General features: G+C 60.1%; 15 protein-coding genes. 6 read left to right on the forward strand and 9 right to left on the reverse strand.

Annotation, left to right across the window (positions count from 1 at the left end):
- Positions 1 to 428: 428 nt before the first annotated feature.
- A complete protein-coding gene (locus tag BMZ23_RS05300) occupies positions 429 to 1340 on the reverse strand; it encodes an alpha/beta hydrolase family protein (RefSeq protein WP_093473685.1) in 912 nt (303 codons plus the stop codon).
- A gap of 306 nt (positions 1341 to 1646) precedes the next feature.
- Positions 1647 to 2720: a 3-deoxy-7-phosphoheptulonate synthase gene (locus BMZ23_RS05305; RefSeq protein ID WP_093473687.1), complete on the reverse strand. Its 1074-nt coding sequence runs from the start codon at positions 2718 to 2720 to the stop codon at positions 1647 to 1649.
- 155 nt (positions 2721 to 2875) lie between these two features.
- Here BMZ23_RS05305 and BMZ23_RS05310 point away from each other — a divergent pair, with 155 nt between their 5' ends.
- Both BMZ23_RS05310 and cysB read left to right on the forward strand, forming a co-directional pair.
- Positions 2876 to 3790, forward strand: coding sequence for a 5'-nucleotidase (locus tag BMZ23_RS05310; RefSeq protein WP_093473689.1), 915 nt, complete (start codon positions 2876 to 2878; stop codon positions 3788 to 3790).
- 116 nt (positions 3791 to 3906) lie between these two features.
- Positions 3907 to 4881, forward strand: a complete 975-nt coding sequence (gene cysB, locus BMZ23_RS05315; RefSeq protein ID WP_093473691.1) for an HTH-type transcriptional regulator CysB — start codon at positions 3907 to 3909, stop codon at positions 4879 to 4881.
- A gap of 36 nt (positions 4882 to 4917) precedes the next feature.
- On the opposite strand, the gene BMZ23_RS05320 is transcribed toward cysB, so the two are convergent.
- Positions 4918 to 5697: a phosphoadenylyl-sulfate reductase gene (locus tag BMZ23_RS05320; RefSeq protein ID WP_281242302.1), complete on the reverse strand. Its 780-nt coding sequence runs from the start codon at positions 5695 to 5697 to the stop codon at positions 4918 to 4920.
- Positions 5698 to 5848: 151 nt separating this feature from the next.
- On the opposite strand from BMZ23_RS05320, the gene thrH reads away from it, so the two are divergent.
- Positions 5849 to 6466 carry a bifunctional phosphoserine phosphatase/homoserine phosphotransferase ThrH gene (gene thrH / locus BMZ23_RS05325; RefSeq protein ID WP_093473695.1) on the forward strand — a complete coding sequence of 206 codons (618 nt, stop codon included), beginning with the start codon at positions 5849 to 5851 and terminating at the stop codon, positions 6464 to 6466.
- Positions 6467 to 6493: 27 nt separating this feature from the next.
- On the opposite strand, the gene BMZ23_RS05330 is transcribed toward thrH, so the two are convergent.
- Both BMZ23_RS05330 and BMZ23_RS05335 read right to left on the reverse strand, forming a co-directional pair.
- Entirely contained in the window at positions 6494 to 8746 is a 2253-nt protein-coding gene (locus BMZ23_RS05330; RefSeq protein ID WP_093473697.1) for an Orn/Lys/Arg family decarboxylase, read from the reverse strand.
- 63 nt (positions 8747 to 8809) lie between these two features.
- The gene (locus BMZ23_RS05335) at positions 8810 to 9820 is read right to left on the reverse strand and encodes an AraC family transcriptional regulator (protein WP_093473699.1); all 1011 of its coding nucleotides are present in this window, start codon (positions 9818 to 9820) and stop codon (positions 8810 to 8812) included.
- Positions 9821 to 10035: 215 nt separating this feature from the next.
- Here BMZ23_RS05335 and BMZ23_RS05340 point away from each other — a divergent pair, with 215 nt between their 5' ends.
- Together BMZ23_RS05340 and BMZ23_RS05345 are read left to right on the forward strand one after the other, a co-directional pair.
- A complete protein-coding gene (locus BMZ23_RS05340; RefSeq protein ID WP_093473702.1) occupies positions 10036 to 11838 on the forward strand; it encodes a DUF1302 domain-containing protein in 1803 nt (600 codons plus the stop codon).
- Positions 11839 to 11864: 26 nt separating this feature from the next.
- Positions 11865 to 13232, forward strand: coding sequence for a DUF1329 domain-containing protein (locus tag BMZ23_RS05345; RefSeq protein ID WP_093473704.1), 1368 nt, complete (start codon positions 11865 to 11867; stop codon positions 13230 to 13232).
- A gap of 331 nt (positions 13233 to 13563) precedes the next feature.
- Here the strand turns inward: BMZ23_RS05345 and BMZ23_RS05350 are convergent, their stop codons facing one another.
- Positions 13564 to 14712 carry an aminotransferase class V-fold PLP-dependent enzyme gene (locus BMZ23_RS05350; protein WP_093473706.1) on the reverse strand — a complete coding sequence of 383 codons (1149 nt, stop codon included), beginning with the start codon at positions 14710 to 14712 and terminating at the stop codon, positions 13564 to 13566.
- Between the two features lie 187 nt (positions 14713 to 14899).
- Here BMZ23_RS05350 and BMZ23_RS05355 point away from each other — a divergent pair, with 187 nt between their 5' ends.
- Entirely contained in the window at positions 14900 to 15538 is a 639-nt protein-coding gene (locus BMZ23_RS05355; protein ID WP_093474239.1) for a TetR/AcrR family transcriptional regulator, read from the forward strand.
- Positions 15539 to 15562: 24 nt separating this feature from the next.
- Here BMZ23_RS05355 and BMZ23_RS05360 read toward each other — a convergent pair whose 3' ends face one another.
- From BMZ23_RS05360 to rsxD, 3 genes are read right to left on the reverse strand one after another with little or no spacing between them, the layout of a single operon-like run.
- Complete coding sequence (locus BMZ23_RS05360) at positions 15563 to 16276, reverse strand: electron transport complex subunit E (RefSeq protein ID WP_093473709.1); 714 nt, start codon at positions 16274 to 16276, stop codon at positions 15563 to 15565.
- Positions 16263 to 16937, reverse strand: a complete 675-nt coding sequence (rsxG, locus tag BMZ23_RS05365; RefSeq protein WP_093473711.1) for an electron transport complex subunit RsxG — start codon at positions 16935 to 16937, stop codon at positions 16263 to 16265. The genes BMZ23_RS05360 and rsxG overlap by 14 nt, the downstream gene beginning before the upstream one ends.
- A complete protein-coding gene (gene rsxD / locus BMZ23_RS05370) occupies positions 16937 to 18004 on the reverse strand; it encodes an electron transport complex subunit RsxD (RefSeq protein ID WP_093473713.1) in 1068 nt (355 codons plus the stop codon). The genes rsxG and rsxD overlap by 1 nt, the downstream gene beginning before the upstream one ends.
- Between the last annotated feature and the right edge of the window lie 5 nt (positions 18005 to 18009).

The raw sequence follows: 18009 nt of genomic DNA on the forward strand, positions 1-18009 counted from the left end.
AAGGGTGTGCTTTTCTGGGACCGCCGACTTCAGTCGGCAATGCAGCCCAAAGGGCTGCCGGGTTTCAGACGACCATCCCGGTATTGCTTCCCGGCACCACACCCCAGCGCACTGCGTTGCAGTGCTGGCCGGATAAATCCGGCGGTCCCAGTGGCCGTACAATCTCCCCGCCCAACGCTCGGTCAAGGGTGTGCTTTTCTGGGACCGCCGACTTCAGTCGGCAATGCAGTCCGAAGGGCTGCTGGTTTTCAGACGACCATCCCGGTATTGCTTCCCGGCACCATACCCCAGCGCACGGCTACGCCGTGCTGGCCGACTAAAGTCGGCGGTCCCAGGTGGACGTGCAGTCTGGCAGTTCAGGTGGGCTCCCGGAGGCTGCCTGGTGTGTCAGCCTCGGGGATCACTCAGTCTGCCAGCTTCGGCAGGACTTAGAAGTTACAGGTGTCGCGCGACTCCGAAATGTTGCGGTCGGAGGTGTGGCGGGGGCCGCAGAGGAACTGGCTGTAGCGACGATCCTCGTCGAGGAAGCGCTTCATCCAGGCTACGCCAAGGCGTCCGAGAGTGGCGTTGTTGCTGTTGCCACCGTTGGCGCAGTAGTGATTGCCGCGGTTGATCTCGATGAATATCTTGGGTGTGCTGGTCGGGATCTGGTTGTAGAACGGCGAGGCGTGGGTCCGTACCGGAGCGATGCTGTCCGAGCCGCAGGCAAAGATCAGAGTTGGGGTACGGTTGCTGCGGAAGCTGGTAGTGTCCCACGGGGCCAGCGGAATGGCAGCCTTGATACGACCTTCCTCGGCAACTCGCAGAGTGCCGCCGCCACCCATCGACCAGCCCATGGCGCCCAGACGGTTGGTGTCAATCATGCCGTTGACAGGGCTTCTGCTGTTGGTGTTCTGGGCAACCAGATAGTCCAGTGCATTGTTGATCTGGCGTGCCCGGCTCGGCGGCTGGTCGAACCCGCTGTTGGTGCCGATGGTCATTACGACAAAGCCGTAGGAAGCCAGTTTCGGGCCCCACCAGTCAATCGAGGATTCAGCCGAAACGAATCCGGGAATCACCACAATGGCGGCCATCGGGCGATTGACACCCGTCGGGTAGTGAATGGTGCCACCACCAAAGCCGCTGACCAGGCTGGATACGTTGCTTGTGCGGACGCTAAAGGGGCCGCTGGAAGCTTCCAGGAAGGAGACGGTCGGATCCGGCCCGATCTGGTACTGGCTGCTGCTGCCGTCACCGCTACCGGTATCCGGTGCCGGGTTGCTGGCCAGTGCAGCAGAGGAGAACATCAGCGCGCCGGTGGCGAGCAGGGACAGGGCAAGCTTGTGCATGTTGTGTTTCATTGTGGCTCCATGAGTCGGAATGTTGTACTTGTTGTGACTGCCGGGTGAAACCTGATGATTGCCGCCATAGGCAGACAATCTGTGCACAAGAATTGTTTCAACTGCGAAGTGAGTCAATCACCCGAATGGTAGTTTCACCTGATCAGGTGAGTGGCTCTTTGCAATGCCAGCGCGACGGCGTATCGCCCGTTCGGGTGAGTTTTTGCGGGGTGTTGGATGGCTGGCGGTAAGGCGGTGTGACGGGGAGAAAAAGGTTTGTGCTAAAAGCTTTTGAGGCTCCCGCGTGATGCGGGAGCCTCTGGCCGGTCAGCGTTGGCGCTCGCCCAGTACACCCTTGAGCTTGGCATGCATGCTGCGGATGCTGTTTTCGGTGGCTTCCCAGTCAATGCAGGCATCGGTAACCGATACGCCGTATTTGAGCTGGTTGAGGTCGTTGCACAGTGGCTGGTTGCCCCAACCAATGTTGCTTTCCACCATCAGGCCGACGATCGAGGTATTGCCCTCGACAATCTGGTTGGCCACGTTGTCCATTACCAGCGGTTGCAGGGCCGGATCCTTGTTCGAGTTGGCATGGCTGCAGTCGACCATGATGTTCATCGGAACCTTGGCTTTTTCCAGTTCGCGCTCGCACAGGGAAACACTGACCGAGTCGTAGTTCGGCTTGCCGTTGCCGCCGCGCAGCACTACGTGGCCATACTGGTTGCCCTTGGTGGTGATGATCGCCACCTGACCGTCCTGGTTGATGCCAAGGAAGCGGTGCGGGCTGGAGACTGACTGCAGGGCATTGATTGCTACGGTCAGGCTGCCGTCGGTGCCATTTTTGAAGCCGACTGCGCAGGACAGGCCGGAGGACATTTCCCGGTGGGTCTGCGATTCGGTAGTACGGGCACCGATGGCCGACCAGGAGATCAGGTCCTGCAGGTACTGCGGAGAGATCGGATCGAGCGCTTCGGTAGCGGTCGGCAGACCCATTTCACACAGATCGCGCAGCAGTTGCCGACCAATATGCAGGCCGTCAACGATCTTGAATGAGTCGTCCATGTAGGGATCGTTGATCAGGCCTTTCCAGCCCACCGTGGTCCGCGGTTTTTCGAAATACACGCGCATGACCAGATACAGGCTGTCGCTGACTTCGTCGGCCAGTGTCTTGAGGCGGCGGGCATAGTCCTTGGCGGCCTCGATATCGTGGATCGAGCAGGGGCCGATAACCACAAAGAGACGCTTGTCCTTGCCGTCGAGAATGTTGCGGATGACCTGGCGGCTTTCCAGTACGGTGGCTTCCGCGGCCGGCGTCATCGGAATCTTGCTTTTCAGTTCGGCCGGAGTTATCAGTACTTCGGCGGAAGCGATATTGATATCGTTGGTACGGTTCTCTGCCATCATGGGTCTCATCAACGGGTGAGGGCGCGGGCGCCCCTGAAATAAAGTGGTTCCAAGCTTAATCAAGCTGGCCGGCGAGGGCTACCCCTGCAACCACTATCGCGCGCATCAAGTCTTTCAATCGGACGTTTGCCGTCCGCCCAACGGAATTTCATATGCCTGCACATCTGGGTGACAAGCTGGTGGTCGCCATTTCCTCAAGAGCACTGTTCGATCTTGCTGATAGCCATCAGGTTTACGAAGAACAGGGGTTGGAAGCCTATCGGCAATACCAGATTGCCAGAGAGGACTCGCCGCTGCCGCCCGGCGAGGCCTTTGCACTGGTCAACAAGCTGTTGCGTATCAACCAGTTGCTGGAGGGGGAGGAGCGTGTAGAGGTGGTGCTGTTGTCACGCAACAGCGCCGATACCGGGCTTCGCGTATTCAACTCCATACAGCACTACGGGCTGGGCATTACCCGCGCCGCCTTCGCGGGTGGCCGTAGTCCGTTCACCTATGTCCCGGCCTTTGGTTGTCATCTGTTTCTTTCGACCCATGCCGAGGATGTCCGCAGCACGCTGGAGGCCGGTTTTGCTGCCGCTACCATTCTGCCCTCGGGCCAGTTGCGCCAGGGCAGTGATGAGTTGCGAATTGCTTTTGATGGTGATGCGGTGCTGTTTTCCGACGAGTCCGAGCAGGTGTTCCAGCGTGACGGTCTGGAGGCCTTTCAGGCGCATGAGCGGGAAGCGGCCCGCCAGCCGCTGCCTGGCGGGCCTTTCAAGCCCTTTCTGGCGGCGCTCAATCGCATTCAGCGCGAGTTTGGCGTTGAGGAGTGCCCGATCCGCACAGCGCTCTTCACGGCGCGCAGCGCGCCGGCCCATGAGCGGGTTATCCGCACGCTGCGCGAGTGGGACATTCGTCTGGATGAATCCCTGTTTCTCGGTGGGCTGGACAAGTCTTCCTTCCTGAGTGCCTTTGGTGCGGATCTGTTTTTCGATGATCAGGAGGGGCATTGCCAGAGAGCCGTGGGTGTGGTGCCCACCGGGCACGTCCCGCATGGCGTCAGTAACGGCAAGCGACAGACGGAGTGAACCTGTACACGGTAATTTGATCTAAACTGCCGTCAATGCTGTTCAACTGGTTATAAAAAATGCGCGGGTGCCGCATCTGCCGGCGCTGTGTGCGTATTTGTTCGGGAGCTTCATCAATGAAACTGCAGCAGCTGCGCTATATCTGGGAAGTTGCCCACCACGACCTCAATGTGTCTGCCACTGCGCAGAGTCTGTATACCTCGCAGCCGGGGATCAGCAAGCAGATTCGTCTGCTGGAGGATGAGCTGGGGGTTGAGGTGTTTTCCCGCAGCGGCAAGCACCTGACCCGCATTACTCCGGCTGGTGAGCGCATTATTGCCACTGCCGGGGAAATCCTGCGCAAGGTTGAGAGCATCAAGCAGATCGCCCAGGAATTCAGCAACGAGCGCAAGGGCACGCTGACCCTGGCCACCACCCACACCCAGGCGCGTTATGCGCTGCCGCCGGTGATCAGTGGTTTTATGCAGCGCTATCCCGACGTGTCACTGCATATGCACCAGGGCACGCCGGTGCAGATTTGTGAAATGACGGTGGATGGCACCGCCGATTTCGCCATCGCCACTGAGGCGCTGGAGTTGTTTTCCGATCTGGTGATGATGCCCTGCTACCGCTGGAACCGCTGCGTGATTGTGCCGCGCAACCATCCATTGGCTGAACTGGGCGAGCTGACCCTGGAGGCGTTGGCTGAGTACCCGCTGGTTACCTATGTGTTCGGCTTTACCGGCCGCTCCAAGCTGGATGACGCCTTCAGCAGCCGTGGCCTGTCACCCAAGGTGGTGTTCACCGCGGCCGATGCCGACGTAATCAAGACCTATGTGCGGCTGGGGCTGGGCGTCGGCATTGTTGCGCACATGGCGGTGGATCCGCAGGTGGATAGTGATCTGGTGGCGCTGGATGCCAGTCGCCTGTTCGAGCCCAGCGTGACCAAGATCGGCTTTCGCAAGGGCACCTTCCTGCGCGGCTTTATGTATGACTTTATCCAGGCCTTCGCCCCGCACCTGACCCGTGAGATGGTCGATCAGGCAGTGGCCTGCCACGGGCGGCAGGAGCTGGATGAACTGTTTGCCGGGGTAGCTTTGCCGGTGCACTAAGAAGCTGCAAGCTTGTAGCTAGAAACTGTTGGCTTTTTAGCTGCTTTTGGCAATCAGATTGCCCGCATGCAGGCCGCATTCCTTCTGGATGGCTTCCTCCCACCACCAGCGGCCTTCGCGCTCATGCTGGTTGGGCAGCACCGGGCGGGTGCAGGGTTCGCAGCCGATGCTGACGAAGCCGCGCTCATGCAGCGGGTTGTAGGGGATTTCCAGCATGCGGATGTAGTTCCACACATCCTCGCTGCTGTAATTGGCCAGCGGGTTGAACTTGACCAGCGGATGCGCCTCGGTGCCGAAGCTGGTGTCCTGTTCGATCACCGGGACATGGCTGCGGGTGCCGGGACTCTGGTCGCGGCGTTGGCCGGTGATCCAGGCATCCACGCCGGCCAGTTTGCGCCGCAGTGGGGCAATCTTGCGGATCCCGCAGCACTCGCCATGGCCGCTCTTGAAAAAGTCGAACAGTCCCTTTTCATGGACATACGCCTGCAGCGCCTGGTGCTCGGGAGACAGCACCTCAAGCGCGATGCCATAGTGTTCGCGTACCTGCTCGAGAAAACGGTAGGTCTCCGGATGCAGGCGGCCGGTATCAAGGGTGAATACCTTGACCTCGGGATTGATCTTCAAGGCCATGTCCAGCACCACTATGTCGTCAGCACCGCTGAACGACAGCCACAGGTTGTCGAAACTGTCCATGGCCAGCTTGAGAATGTCCTGCGGGGAGCGCTGGGCGTAGCTGTCGGCGAGGGCGGCAATATCAAGGCTGTGGGTCATGCGGCTTTCCTGTGACTGGGCGTGCTGTGCCGGCGAGTCTAGCAAAGCGCTGCTTAGTCCATCCTCTTTTATTTGGTTATATTTTTATGCTTTTTTGTGTTTATTGAGGCAGGCCACGCCGCTGTGCGTGATTGCGCCGGGCGCCGTCAGCGGGTAGATTGTCGGCCATTTCATCCAATGCATCGGGAGTCTCAACGTGGAAATCGCCTGCCTTGACCTTGAAGGGGTACTGGTACCGGAAATCTGGATCGCCTTTGCCGAAAAGACCGGTATCGAGGAGCTCAAGGCGACCACCCGGGATATTCCTGATTACGACGTACTGATGAAGCAGCGTCTGCGCATTCTTGATCAGCACGGTCTTAAGCTGGGTGACATTCAGCAGGTAATCGCTACGCTGAAGCCGCTGGAGGGTGCGGTGGAGTTTGTCGACTGGCTGCGCGAGCGCTTCCAGGTGGTCATTCTGTCGGACACCTTCTATGAATTTTCCCAGCCGCTGATGCGTCAGCTGGGCTTTCCCACGCTGCTCTGCCACCGTCTGATCACCGACGAGACCGACCGGGTGGTGGACTATCAGCTGCGCCAGAAGGACCCCAAGCGGCAGTCGGTGATTGCCCTGAAGAGCCTGTATTACCGGGTGATTGCTGCCGGTGACTCATACAATGACACCACCATGCTGTCCGAGGCGCATGCCGGCATTCTGTTCCATGCGCCGGACAACGTGATTGCCGAGTTCCCGCAGTTCCCGGCGGTGCACAGCTATGCCGACCTCAAGCAGGAATTTCTCAAGGCCTCGAATCGCAGCCTGAGTCTTTGACTGGCAGCCCCCGCCGGTGGCGGGGGCTCAGTTGGCCAGCAGGCAGTCGACACACAGCTGACGACTGCCATCCTCCAGAATCTGCGCTCGCAGGCCGTGAATGTCACTTTCGAAACCAGGGAACAACCGGTCCTGCTCGGCGGCAATTCGCAGAAAATCACCCAGCGCGTCACTGTCCTCGGGGAAGCGTTCACCGGGCATGATCAGCGGTATTCCGGGCGGGTAGGGCACCAGCATTACCGCACTGGTGCGTCCTGCCAGTTGAGTGATGGGCACCGCCTCGACCTTGCCGCGGGTCAGTTGCTGCCAGGCGTCTGCCGGGCGCAGGTGCATCTGTGGCAGTTCGGTGTAGATGCGGCGCATCACCGAGACCAGTTTCTCCCGCTTGAAAAAGTCGTGCAGGCGCTCACCCAGATCACGCAGGCCAAGTCCACGGTAGTGGCCGCTGCGGGCAATGCCCGGCAGGGTCAGCTCCAGCGGGGTGTTGCTGTCATACAGGCGCTTGAACTCCTGCAGTTCGGCCACCAGCGTGCTCCACTTGCCCTTGGTGATGCCCAGCGAGAACAGGATCAGGAAGCAATACAGACCGGTCTTTTCCACCACCAGTCCACGTTCGGCAAGGAAGCGAGTGACCAGTGCAGCCGGGATGCCGCTGTGTGCCAGTCGGCCCTGTTCGCCGATGCCGGGGGTCAACAGGGTGACCTTGATCGGATCGAGTAGTACCCAGTCCTCCTGCAGTTCGCCAAAGCCGTGCCAGTCAGCCTGGCTCTGCAGTACCCAGTCCTCGGCGCGCAGCTGACTCTGCAGCAGCGCCTGCTCCGGTTCCCATACATCGAACCACCATTCACCGTCCTCCAGGGCTTCGTCGTTCTGGCGCATGGCGCGCCGGAAGCTGAGCGCCTCGTCGAGGGTTTCCTGTACCAGTGAGCGGCCCGGATCGCCGGCCATCATGCCGCTGGCGACGTCGATCGAGGCGATGATGCCGTAATGCGGCGAGGTCGAGGTATGCATCATGAAGGCTTCATTGAAGCGCGGCACGTCGAGCTGCTGCTCACTGCTGTCTTCGGCGAGGATAATCGATGCCTGTGACAGCGCGGCCAGTACCTTGTGCGGTGACTGGGTGGCAAACACCAGCGGGTGGTTGGCGCGCGGAAAGCCATGATTGCGGCCCATGCCGTGGCGACCGGCATAGAAGGGGTGGAAGGCGGCGTAGCCGAACCAGGCCTCGTCGAAATGCAGGATATCGACACTGTCCTGCAGGTGCTGCTTGAGCAGCTCTGCATTGCAGCACAGGCCGTCGTAGGTGGAATTGGTCAGCACTGCCAGGCGGATCGGTCGGTCCGGATCACCGATCAGCGGGTGTTCGGCCAGTTGCCGGCGCAGGTTGTCGCGGCTGAACTGCCCAAGGTCGATCGGGCCTATGATGCCGTAGTCGTTGCGCGAGCCGGACAGATACAGGGGTATGGCGCCGGTCATGGTGATGGCATGCAGGATCGACTTGTGGCAGTTGCGGTCAACCAGCACCACATCATCGCGGCTGACAAAGGCGTGCCAGATGATCTTGTTGGCGGTGGAGGTGCCGTTGATCACATAGAAGCTGTGGTCGGCGCCAAAGATGCGTGCGGTGTTGCTTTCGGCCTCGGCAATCGGGCCGCTGTGATCCAGCAGCGAGCCCAGCCCCGGTACCGACACGGACAGGTCGGAACGCAGGGTGTTCTCGCCAAAAAAGTCATGGAAGGCTCGCCCGACCGGACTCTTGCGAAAGGCTACGCCACCGCCATGGCCGGGCGAGTGCCAGGAATAGCTGGCGCGTCCGGTGTAGTTGAGCAGTGCCTTGAAGAAGGGTGGCAGCAATTGCGCCAGATAGGCCCGTGCGGTACGCGCTATCTGCCCGGCGATAAACGCCAGGGTGTCCTCGAACAGGTAGATGATGCCGCGCAGCCCGGGTAGTTCGCGCAGGGCGGCCAGTTGTTCGCTGCCCAGGCTCTGGCGGGTGCTCAGGGCCAGTATCGGCAATTCCGGGGAGCGCGAATGGGCAGCGGCGAACAATGCCTGGATGTCGGCGATGTCGTCCTGCTGGTCGGTGCTGAAGAGGATGCAGGACAGGCCGCGATGGGCCTCGGCAATCAGACGTCCTTCCTCAAGGCTGGCGGCACCCAGCACCTCAAAGCCTTCCTGCTGCAGGCTGACCTGCAATGCCTGTAATTGCCGTCCAGCGATATCGGGCTGCCCGCTTTGCGGGTGGATGATAAGGATCGGAAAATTCAGTTGCTTGAACATGGCGGTCTCCCTGCAGCTGTTCTGAGTGTTGCCGCAGTGCCGCCGTCGCGCAAGGTTGTTGTATCAGTCAGCGCTGCTGCCAGTCTGTTGTTCACGCCAGCGGGTCGGGCTGCTGCCGGTCCAGCGCCGGAACGCACGACTGAAGCTGCTCGGGCCGTTGAAACCCAGTTCGTAGGCAATGCTGGTCAGCGACAGGCGACCCTGTAACACCAGTTGTTCTGCCTGATCGCGACGGATGCCGTCGTATAGCAGGTCATAACTGCTGCCTTGCTGGCCGAGTTTTCGGCGCAGATGGCGCGGGCTGATGTTCAGGCTCTGGGCAATACGCTCCAGGTTCAGTCCGGGATCGCCCAGTTGTCGGCGAATTTGCCGGGTCACCAGTTGCGACAGTTCGCGCGCAGGCAATCGTTCTTGCAGTAGCTGCAGGCTCTGGCGTGCCTGCAGGTGCAATTCGCTGTCTGCGCCTTGCAGTGTTGCACTGGCGTCATGTCCTGCCAGGGTCAGTTGCCAGGCGGCACCTTGTTGCAACGGAATGGCTCCCAGCAGGCGACTGGCTGCCTGCCGGTCCTGATGGGCATGCCCTAGGGTAATTGCTTCTACCAGTGGCTGCAGGGGTGACAGTTGTTGCAGCAGTCTGCACAGGTAGCCGCTGATGGCGTCTTGCAGGGGGGCAGGCAAGGGCTGGTCGGATTGACAGGTCAGTCGGTTAGCGGTGCTGTGACGAATCTGCAAACCGGGGCTGAACAGCTCGGCATGCTCGATCAGGCAGTCGATGGCCTGGCCAAGGCTGGCGCTGGTAAGACAGGCAAACTGCAGGGCGAGGATAGGGGCCGGCAGACTGAGGCGGTGCAGGCGAAGCCCCAGTAGGGGGTCGTCGGCATCCCGGCAGGCCCGTGACCATAGTTCCCGGTTGTCATCCGGGCTGAGCAGGCTGCCGGCAGGACGCTGTCCGCAATAATGTCCGAGCGTCTCCGGGGTAAGCCCGTAATGCTGGAGTGCGTTGCCCAGTGCGGTTCGCCACCAGTCATGCCCGCCGGTTGCCGGGTGATCTTGCTGTGCTGGCTGGTGATGCATCCTGCAGCTTGCTCCTGAAAGTCATGCGCGGCACGGGTGGTATATTTTTCGATATTTCTTGTCTTGATCGGACATTGTTGCCGGTTTTGTGGCCGCAACGGTAAAACGAATTGGCCGCAAATGGCAAGAGAGAGCCGCTGCTGTCATGCCAGACTGCCGCCGTCCCCGCCCTGAATCCGGGTTCAGGGGCGTGATTACCCAAACGGAGCAGTAGAATGACAAAAACAAATCGTACCTGGCAGCGTGCTGCCTTGCCGTTGGCCATTGGCCTGGTCAGCTTTGCCGGTGCCGCCAACGCCGCCAATTTTTCCTGGGGTGAACTGGATGGTCAGTTCGACTCGCAGCTGTCGATCGGCGCGAGCATGTCCACCGCCAATCCGGACAAGCGTTTCATCCATACCGCAACCCGCGACAGCAAGGGCAACCTGATTGGTGGCCAGGCTGCATCGCGCACCTCGGATGACGGCAAGCTGAACTACAAGAAAGGTGATTTCTTCTCCAAGATCTTCAAGGGCTCACATGACCTTGAGCTGCGCTATGGTGACTCTGGTGCCTTCCTGCGTGGCAACTACTGGTACGACTTTGAGACCAAGGACGGCAGCCAGCGTTTCTATGACATCAGCGACAAGGGTCGCAACCCGCTGCAGAAAGGTTCCGGTGTACAGCTGCTGGATGCCTTCGTTTATCACAATTACTCGATTGGTAATAATCCCGGCAACGTGCGCCTGGGTCGCCAGGTGGTCAGCTGGGGTGAGGGTGTCTTTATCCAGAATGGCATCAACTCGATCAACCCCATCGACGTGTCCGCTTTCCGTCGTCCGGGTGCCGAGCTGAAAGAAGGCCTGCTGCCGGTCGAGATGCTGTACCTGTCCCAGGGCCTGACCGATACCCTGAGCATGGAAGCCTTCTATCAGCTGAAGTGGGCGCCGACCGTAGTGGATAACTGCGGGACTTTCTTTGCTACGGATGTGCTGGCTAAGGGTTGTAATGCCCGTCTGATAGTTAGCGGTATGGACATGGCGCAAGGAAAGGAGAATCCTTTTAGTTACATCGACAGAGTCAGCAAAGATAAGGATGCGCGGGATGATGGCCAGTTTGGTGTGGCCTTCCGTAAGTTTATGCCAGAGCTAAACGATACTGAGTTTGGGTTGTTCTTCCTTAACTACCATAGCCGTACGCCTAACTATTCAAACATTAAAGGGGATCTAAATCCGGCGACCCGCCATCCGACACCCGGGGGGTATTTCCTTGAGTATCCGGAAGATATTCGTCTCTATGGCGCCAGCTTCCAGACTGATGTGGCAGGTGCTTCTGTAGCGGGTGAACTGAGCTATCGCCCAAACATGCCACTGCAGATCAATACTGGCGATATGAGTCGTACTGCCCTGGCGAGTGCGCTTAAGGGGCCAACTAACGATGACAACACTCATCGTGGTCTGGCGGGTGTGTCTGCAGGCTCCACAATTTCTGGCTATGAGCGCAAGGAGTTTTGGCAGGCTTCGCTAAGTGCTGTGCATTTTGTTGACCGTGTCATGGCAGCTGATCGCCTGTCGCTGGTGGGTGAGATCGGTGCCAACTATATCGCTGGGATCAGCAACAGCAATGGCAAGACCAAGTTTGGACGTGATGCATTGTTTGGTCAAAGTCCGGATATCAATGGACGATGCTCGCATTTGCATGAGACTCCGCCTGCTGATCGGTCACCCAAGGCCAGCAGCTGGTGTGAAAACGATGGTTACTTCACCAGCTTCTCCTGGGGCTACCGCCTGCGCGCCAGCCTGGAGTACAGCAACGTGATTGCCGGTATCAACCTGACGCCGAATCTGGCCTTCTCGCACGATGTCGAGGGCTACAGCCCGAACTTCACCGAGAACGCCAAGTCGGTGAGCATTGGTGTGAATGCCGATTACGGCAACAAGTACAACGCCAGCCTCAGCTATACCAACTTCTTTGATGGCAAGTACAACACCCTGGTTGATCGTGACTTCGCTGCAGTCAGCGTTGGCATGAGCTTCTGAGCCCAAGACACCTGGAGACTACAATAATGACAATCAAAAACCTGTTAATCGGTGCCGGCGGTCTGGCACTTTCCCTGCTGGCTGCCACGGTCAGCGCCCAGTCCCTGAGTCAGGCAGAAATCGATCAGCTGGGTAGCACATTGACCCCGGTTGGTGCCGAGCGCGCCGGTAACGCGGCTGGCACCATTCCCGAGTGGACCGGTGGCCTGCCGGTAGATGCGGGTACTGCCGACAGCCGTAACTTCCTCAGCAATCCCTATGCTGACGAGCAGCCGCTGTTTGTTATCACGGCGCAGAACTATGAGCAGTACGCCGACAACCTGACCCCGGGTCAGAAGGCGATGTTCCAGCGTTACCCGGACAGCTTCCGGATGCCGGTTTACCAGAGCCACCGTACCGTCGGTTATCCGCAGTCGGTATATGACCAGGTCAAGGCCAAGGCTGGTCAGGCACGCCTGGTGAACAATGGTGACGGTATTGAAAACTTCAGCCACAGCAATTTCGCTTTCCCGATTCCCAAGTCGGGTGCCGAAGTGGTGTGGAACCACCTGACCCGCTATCGCCAGAACATCAAGCGCTCTTATATCCAGGTCATGCCGCAAGTCAATGGCTCCTACACCGTCATCAAGATGGAAGAGGATGTGGCCTATCCGGAGTTTATGCCGGACGTGGACCTGAATGCGGCCGCCAACATCCTGCTGTATTTCAAGCAGCGGGTGAATGCACCGGCTCGTCTGGCGGGTAACGTGCTGCTGGTACACGACACCCTGGACCAGCTCAAGGAGCCGCGTATGGCGTGGGTTTACAATGCGGGTCAGCGACGTGTTCGCCGCGCGCCGCAGGTAGCCTACGACGGCCCGGGCACGGCGTCCGATGGCATGCGTACGACTGACAACTTCGCCATGTACAGTGGTGCGCCTGATCGTTACGACTGGAAACTGGTTGGCAAGAAGGAAATTTTTGTCCCCTACAACAGCAACCTGAGCAGCCCGTCGCTGAAGTATGACGACATCATCAAGGCTGGCCACGTCAATCCGGAGCACACGCGTTTCGAGTTGCACCGTGTATGGGAAGTGCAGGGCGACGTGAAGCAAGGTATGCGTCATATCTATGCCCAGCGTAACTTCTTTATGGACGAGGACTCCTGGATGATTACCCTGGCCGATCACTACGACGGTCGCGGTACCCTGTGGCGCGTGGGTGAGGGGCATATCGTCCATCATTACCGCGACCAGATTCCGGCCTACGCGCTGGAAACCCTGTATGACCTGCTCGCCGGTCGTTACATTGCCCTGGGCCTGTTCAACGAGGAGAGCTCTGCGCCCGTGTATGGTGGTAGCTACACCTACAACGAGTTCACGCCGACCGCTCTGCGTTCAGCCGGTGTACGCTGATCGAGATCTTTACTGCCTGAGCTGAAAGCGTCTGCTTCCGGCTCCAGGTAAAAGGCTGCAATATCCCGGATTCGAAAGAGTCCGGGTTTTTTTTGGGCAAAAAAAACCCGAATTCAGGGGGACGAATCCGGGTCAAGACCATTAGGAGTGATACAGGCAACACCCATGCTGCCGAATTGCCTGCTGCCGGTAACGAGGACGGGGGAGAGTTTTCGTCACCGGCATGCTCAGTATTGACCAGATACCAGACTTGTCCAGCGTCAAATTCTCTGTTGTTGAAACGATTTGCTATCAATCGGGCTTCGCTTGTATCTGTTGGTTTGCTTGAAGATCAGCCGGGTGCCTGCACGCAGCGTTCAAGCACCACCAGCGCCTGCTCCAGTTGCTCTGCTGGTGTATAAAAGTGCGGTGACCAGCGCAGGCCGCCGCCGCGGGCAGCACAGACCAGTTGCTGCTGGCGCAGTCGCTGCACAAGTGCGACATGGTCGACGCCCTCCAGATGGAAGGTCAGTATGCCGGCTCGCCGCTCAGGTTCGGCGGGACTTAACAGGCGCAGTCCTGGTTGACGGGCGAGTGCCTGATGCAGCCAGTCGATGCGTTCTGCCAGGGCGGCTTCTACCTCAGTCATGCCCGTTTCCAGCAGCAGGCCAAGGCTGGCCGACAGTGCCTGTTGGGCCAGCATATTGGGGCTGCCCGGCTCATAACGACGGGCACTGGCGGCCGCTGTCCAGTCCTCCCGGTCGTAGTCGCCCATGGCTTCTACCATATGCCAGCCGAACTGGCTGGGTTTTAGCTGTTCGCGCCGTTCGGCGCGGCAGTAGAAAACGCCGAGTCCTTCCGGGCCCAGCAGCCATTTGTGGCCGTCAGCCATGGCGAAGTCACAGTCGATTTGCTGAACATCAAAGTGGTGTGCGCCCAGCGATTGGATGGCATCCACGCAGAACAGGATGCCCCGTTGGCGACAGGCCTGCCCGAGCCGTTGCAGGTCCAGACGCAGGCCGCTGGCATACTGCACCGAACTGATGGATAGCAAGCGGGTGCGCGGCCCCATGGCATTGATCAGCGCGGCCTCGGGGTCATCTACTGACAGACTTTCCCGGCGCAGGGTAACGCCCTGCGGGGCCAGTGCTTCCCAGACGATACGGTTGGAGGGGAACTCCTGGTCGCTGATCAGCACTTCGTCTCCCTGGTGCCAGTCGAGTCCGGCGGCAACGAAGGACAGGGCTTCAGAGGTGTTCTTGACCAGCGCAATGTCTTCACTGGACGGCGCATTCAGCAGTTGACGAAGCTGTTCACGCAGGTGTTTTTCCTGACTGGCCCAGCGCGGGTAGTCTGCGGCACCCTGGGCTACGTTCTCTGCGGCAAACCGGCAGACTGCCTGCGCTGCGCGTTGCGGCCAGGGGGCTACGGCGGCATGGTTGAGGTAGATGAGGCCGGGTGTCTGTGGAAATTCAGTGGCCCATGAAGCGTGCTGACGCATGCAGGATATCCTTGTGCTGCTGGCATTTTCGACCGTACAGCATGGCATGGCTGCGCACCGGGTCAAGCGGCGCACCGGGACAAAACCGGTTTGGGTACTACCGGTCATTTTGATAACAGTGCTGGATGGCTGGTCATGTTTTTCGCGTATAATGCGCATCTCAGCCAGTTTGTCATCGGGTAGTTCAATGCAGAAAGAATCACGCAAGGTCCGCGAGTTTCGCCGTCGCGAACAGGAAATCCTCGATACCGCGCTGAAGCTGTTCCTTGAGCAGGGTGAGGACAGCGTGACCGTGGAAATGATTGCCGACGAAGTGGGTATCGGTAAGGGCACCATCTACAAGCACTTCAAGTCCAAGGCGGAAATCTATCTTCGCCTGATGCTCGATTACGAGCGTGACTTGGCTGAGCTGCTGCATTCGGATGCCATCAGCAAGGACAAGGCGGCTCTGCCGCGCGAGTACTTTGCCTTTCGTATGAGTGATCCGGAGCGCTACCGGTTGTTCGACCGTCTGGAAGAAAAGGTGGTCAAGGCCAATCAGTTGCCGGATCTGGTTGAGGAGCTGCACGGTATCCGGGCTTCCAACTTCAACCACCTGACTGGCGTGATCCAGCAGCGGATCGAAGAGGGCTCGCTGGAGAATGTGCCAGCCTATTTCCATTACTGCGCAGCCTGGGCCCTGGTGCATGGTGCCATGTCCATGCACCACTCGCCGTTCTGGCGCGAGGTGATCAAGGATCAGGATGGGTACACGCAGTTTCTGATGGATGTGGGTGTGCGTATGGGTAACCGCTTCAAGCGGCGCAAGGAGAACGAACAGGCCTGAGTGGCCTGTTCGCGACAGCAATCCTCAGCTGATAGTGCCGGTCACCCGGACCCGCTTGCTGCCGGCCATTGGCTTGGCCGCCAGCGCGGCCTGACGTGCCTTGATGTGGCTGTCGATCAGGTTCTTTGCGGCGATCAGCAGGCCCATAAAGACAAAGGCGCCGGGCGGCAGGATGACGAACAGCACTTCCTTGTAATTGCTGAATACCACCAGCTTCCAGTCGGCGGCAATCGGGCCGAGCAACAGGTCCATGCCGCTGAACAGGGTGCCGTAGCCCACCAGTTCGCGCAGCATGCCGAGCACCAGCAGCACCAGGGCAAAGCCCAGTCCCATCATCAGGCCATCGGTCATCGCCGGCAGCAGCGGATGCTTGGAGGCATAGGCGTCGGCACGGCCGAGGATCGCGCAGTTGGTGACGATCAGCGGGATAAAGATGCCGAGGATCTGGTACAGCTCGAAGGTGAACGCCTGCATCAGCAGCTCGGTACAGGTCACCAGCGCGGCGATGATCATCACAAAGGCCGGCAGGCGCACGGCGTCGGTCACCGCGTTGCGGATCAGGGACACCGCCGCATTCGAGCCGACCAGTACCAGAATGGTCGCCAGCCCCAGCCCGAGGGCGTTCACCGTGGTGCTGCTGACGCCCAGCAGCGGGCACAGCCCAAGCAGCTGGACCAGCCCCGGGTTGTTGTGCCAGAGCCCGTCGGCGGTAATGCTTTTCAGATCAGTGCTGGCCATCGGCTGATTCCTCGGCGTCGGGCGTGCTCAGCAGCAGCTGCTCACGGTTGTTCTCGAAGTACTGCAGCGCACGGTAGACCGCCTGGACTATTGCCCGCGGGGTGATGGTGGCGCCGGTGAACTGGTCAAACTCACCGCCATCCTTGCGTACTGCCCAACCGTCGGCGGCCGGCAGCATCAGGCTCTTGCCATTGAAGTCGAGTACCCAGTCACTCTTGGTACGCTCGATCTTGTCGCCGAGGCCGGGGGTTTCGCGGTGATTCAATACGCGCACACCGGCCAGGCTGCCATCGGCCATGATGCCGACCAGCAGGTCGATGCGACCGCTGTAGCCATCCGGGGCAATTACCGGCAGGATCACCGCGTTGACCTGGCCATCCAGCCGGCTGCGCCAGGCTTCGGCGGGTTTACGCAGGTTCAGCAGTGGCTGGTCGTCGATCACGAAGGCATCCTGCAGCAGGTCATTGTCATGCAGCTGGTGCGGCAGGATTTCGTTAAGGGCGCTGAGTTGCACGCGGCGCTGCTCACTGGCAATGCGCTCGGCGGTGCCCAGTTGGGTAAAGGCGATCAGTCCCACGGTGGCCATCGCGAACAGCCCGAGGATCAGGCTGTTGCGCATCACCGAGCGGCCGGTGCCGATGTCTGTCTGTGCGTCGCTCATCAGTCCACCTTACTCATGCCGCGCTCGGCCTTGCGGTGGCCATAGGTGCGCGGGGTGGTGTAGTAGTCGAGTGTCGGTGCTGCCAGGTTCATCAGCAGCACGGCGAAGGCCACGGCATCCGGGTAGCTGCCCCACACGCGGATAATGTAGACCAGCACGCCGACCCCGGCGCCGAACAGCAGGCGGCCGAGCTTGCTGGTGGCGCCGGACACCGGGTCGGTGATGATAAAGAAGGCACCGAGCATGGTCGCGCCACCCAGCAGGTGGAATAGCGGCGAGCCGTTGGAGTTGGAGCCGGAGCCGTTCCAGAACAGCAGGCTCATCAGCAGCAGCGCACCGAGCATGCCGACCGGCGCATGCCAGCTGAACACGCGCTTCCACAGCAACACGGCACCACCGAGCAGCCAGGCCAGGCTGACCCACTCCCAGCCGTAACCGGAGAGCAGGCCGAACACCGGCTGGGCGGCCTGCAGTTCAGCCACCGTCAGGCTGTTGTTGTTCTTCATCACATCCAGCGGGGTGGCCAGGGTCCAGCCGTCCAGCGCCAGGGCGCCGGGTGTGAATACCCGTTGCAGACCCTCCAGCAGCCCCAGGGTTGACTGCAGCTCGGGCAGCACCTGCTCGATGCCGCGCCAGGCTGGCCAACTGGTCATTTCCAGCGGGAAGGACACCAGCACCACGGCGTAACCAAGCATTGCCGGGTTGAACGGGTTCTGGCCAAGGCCGCCATACAGGTGCTTGCCGAACAGCATGGCAAAGCCCACCGCGACCAGCACCAGCCACCAGGGGGCATAGGCCGGCAGTGCCACGGCCAGAAGCCAGGCGGTTACCAGCGCACTGCCGTCGCCCAGGAAAAAACCCACCGGACGCTGGCGCAGCCGCAGCAGAACGGCTTCAAAGGCCAGTGCAAAGAGGCTCGCCAGGGTCAGGTTGATCAGCGTGCCCCAGCCGAACAGCCAGGTCATCACGGCAATCCCCGGCAGCATCGCCGCCAGCACCCAGAGCATCAGGTTACGTGTGCGGTTGTTGCCCAGGGCGTGCGGCGAGGTAATGCGCAACAGGGCCATCAGAG

The organism is Halopseudomonas yangmingensis (assembly GCF_900114825.1).
Taxonomy (GTDB): domain Bacteria; phylum Pseudomonadota; class Gammaproteobacteria; order Pseudomonadales; family Pseudomonadaceae; genus Halopseudomonas; species Halopseudomonas yangmingensis.

Bases quoted from the DNA above. Each gene is read 5' to 3' on its own strand.
- BMZ23_RS05330 (WP_093473697.1), bottom strand. From the start codon at position 8,746: ATGTTCAAGCAACTGAATTTTCCGATCCTTATCATCCACCCGCAAAGC.
- rsxD (WP_093473713.1), bottom strand. From the start codon at position 18,004: ATGGCCCTGTTGCGCATTACCTCGCCGCACGCCCTGGGCAACAACCGC.
- BMZ23_RS05345 (WP_093473704.1), top strand. From the start codon at position 11,865: ATGACAATCAAAAACCTGTTAATCGGTGCCGGCGGTCTGGCACTTTCC.
- BMZ23_RS05305 (WP_093473687.1), bottom strand. From the start codon at position 2,720: ATGGCAGAGAACCGTACCAACGATATCAATATCGCTTCCGCCGAAGTA.
- BMZ23_RS05350 (WP_093473706.1), bottom strand. From the start codon at position 14,712: ATGCGTCAGCACGCTTCATGGGCCACTGAATTTCCACAGACACCCGGC.
- BMZ23_RS05360 (WP_093473709.1), bottom strand. From the start codon at position 16,276: ATGGCCAGCACTGATCTGAAAAGCATTACCGCCGACGGGCTCTGGCAC.
- BMZ23_RS05335 (WP_093473699.1), bottom strand. From the start codon at position 9,820: ATGCATCACCAGCCAGCACAGCAAGATCACCCGGCAACCGGCGGGCAT.
- BMZ23_RS05340 (WP_093473702.1), top strand. From the start codon at position 10,036: ATGACAAAAACAAATCGTACCTGGCAGCGTGCTGCCTTGCCGTTGGCC.
- BMZ23_RS05300 (WP_093473685.1), bottom strand. From the start codon at position 1,340: ATGAAACACAACATGCACAAGCTTGCCCTGTCCCTGCTCGCCACCGGC.
- rsxG (WP_093473711.1), bottom strand. From the start codon at position 16,937: ATGAGCGACGCACAGACAGACATCGGCACCGGCCGCTCGGTGATGCGC.
- cysB (WP_093473691.1), top strand. From the start codon at position 3,907: ATGAAACTGCAGCAGCTGCGCTATATCTGGGAAGTTGCCCACCACGAC.
- BMZ23_RS05310 (WP_093473689.1), top strand. From the start codon at position 2,876: ATGCCTGCACATCTGGGTGACAAGCTGGTGGTCGCCATTTCCTCAAGA.
- BMZ23_RS05355 (WP_093474239.1), top strand. From the start codon at position 14,900: ATGCAGAAAGAATCACGCAAGGTCCGCGAGTTTCGCCGTCGCGAACAG.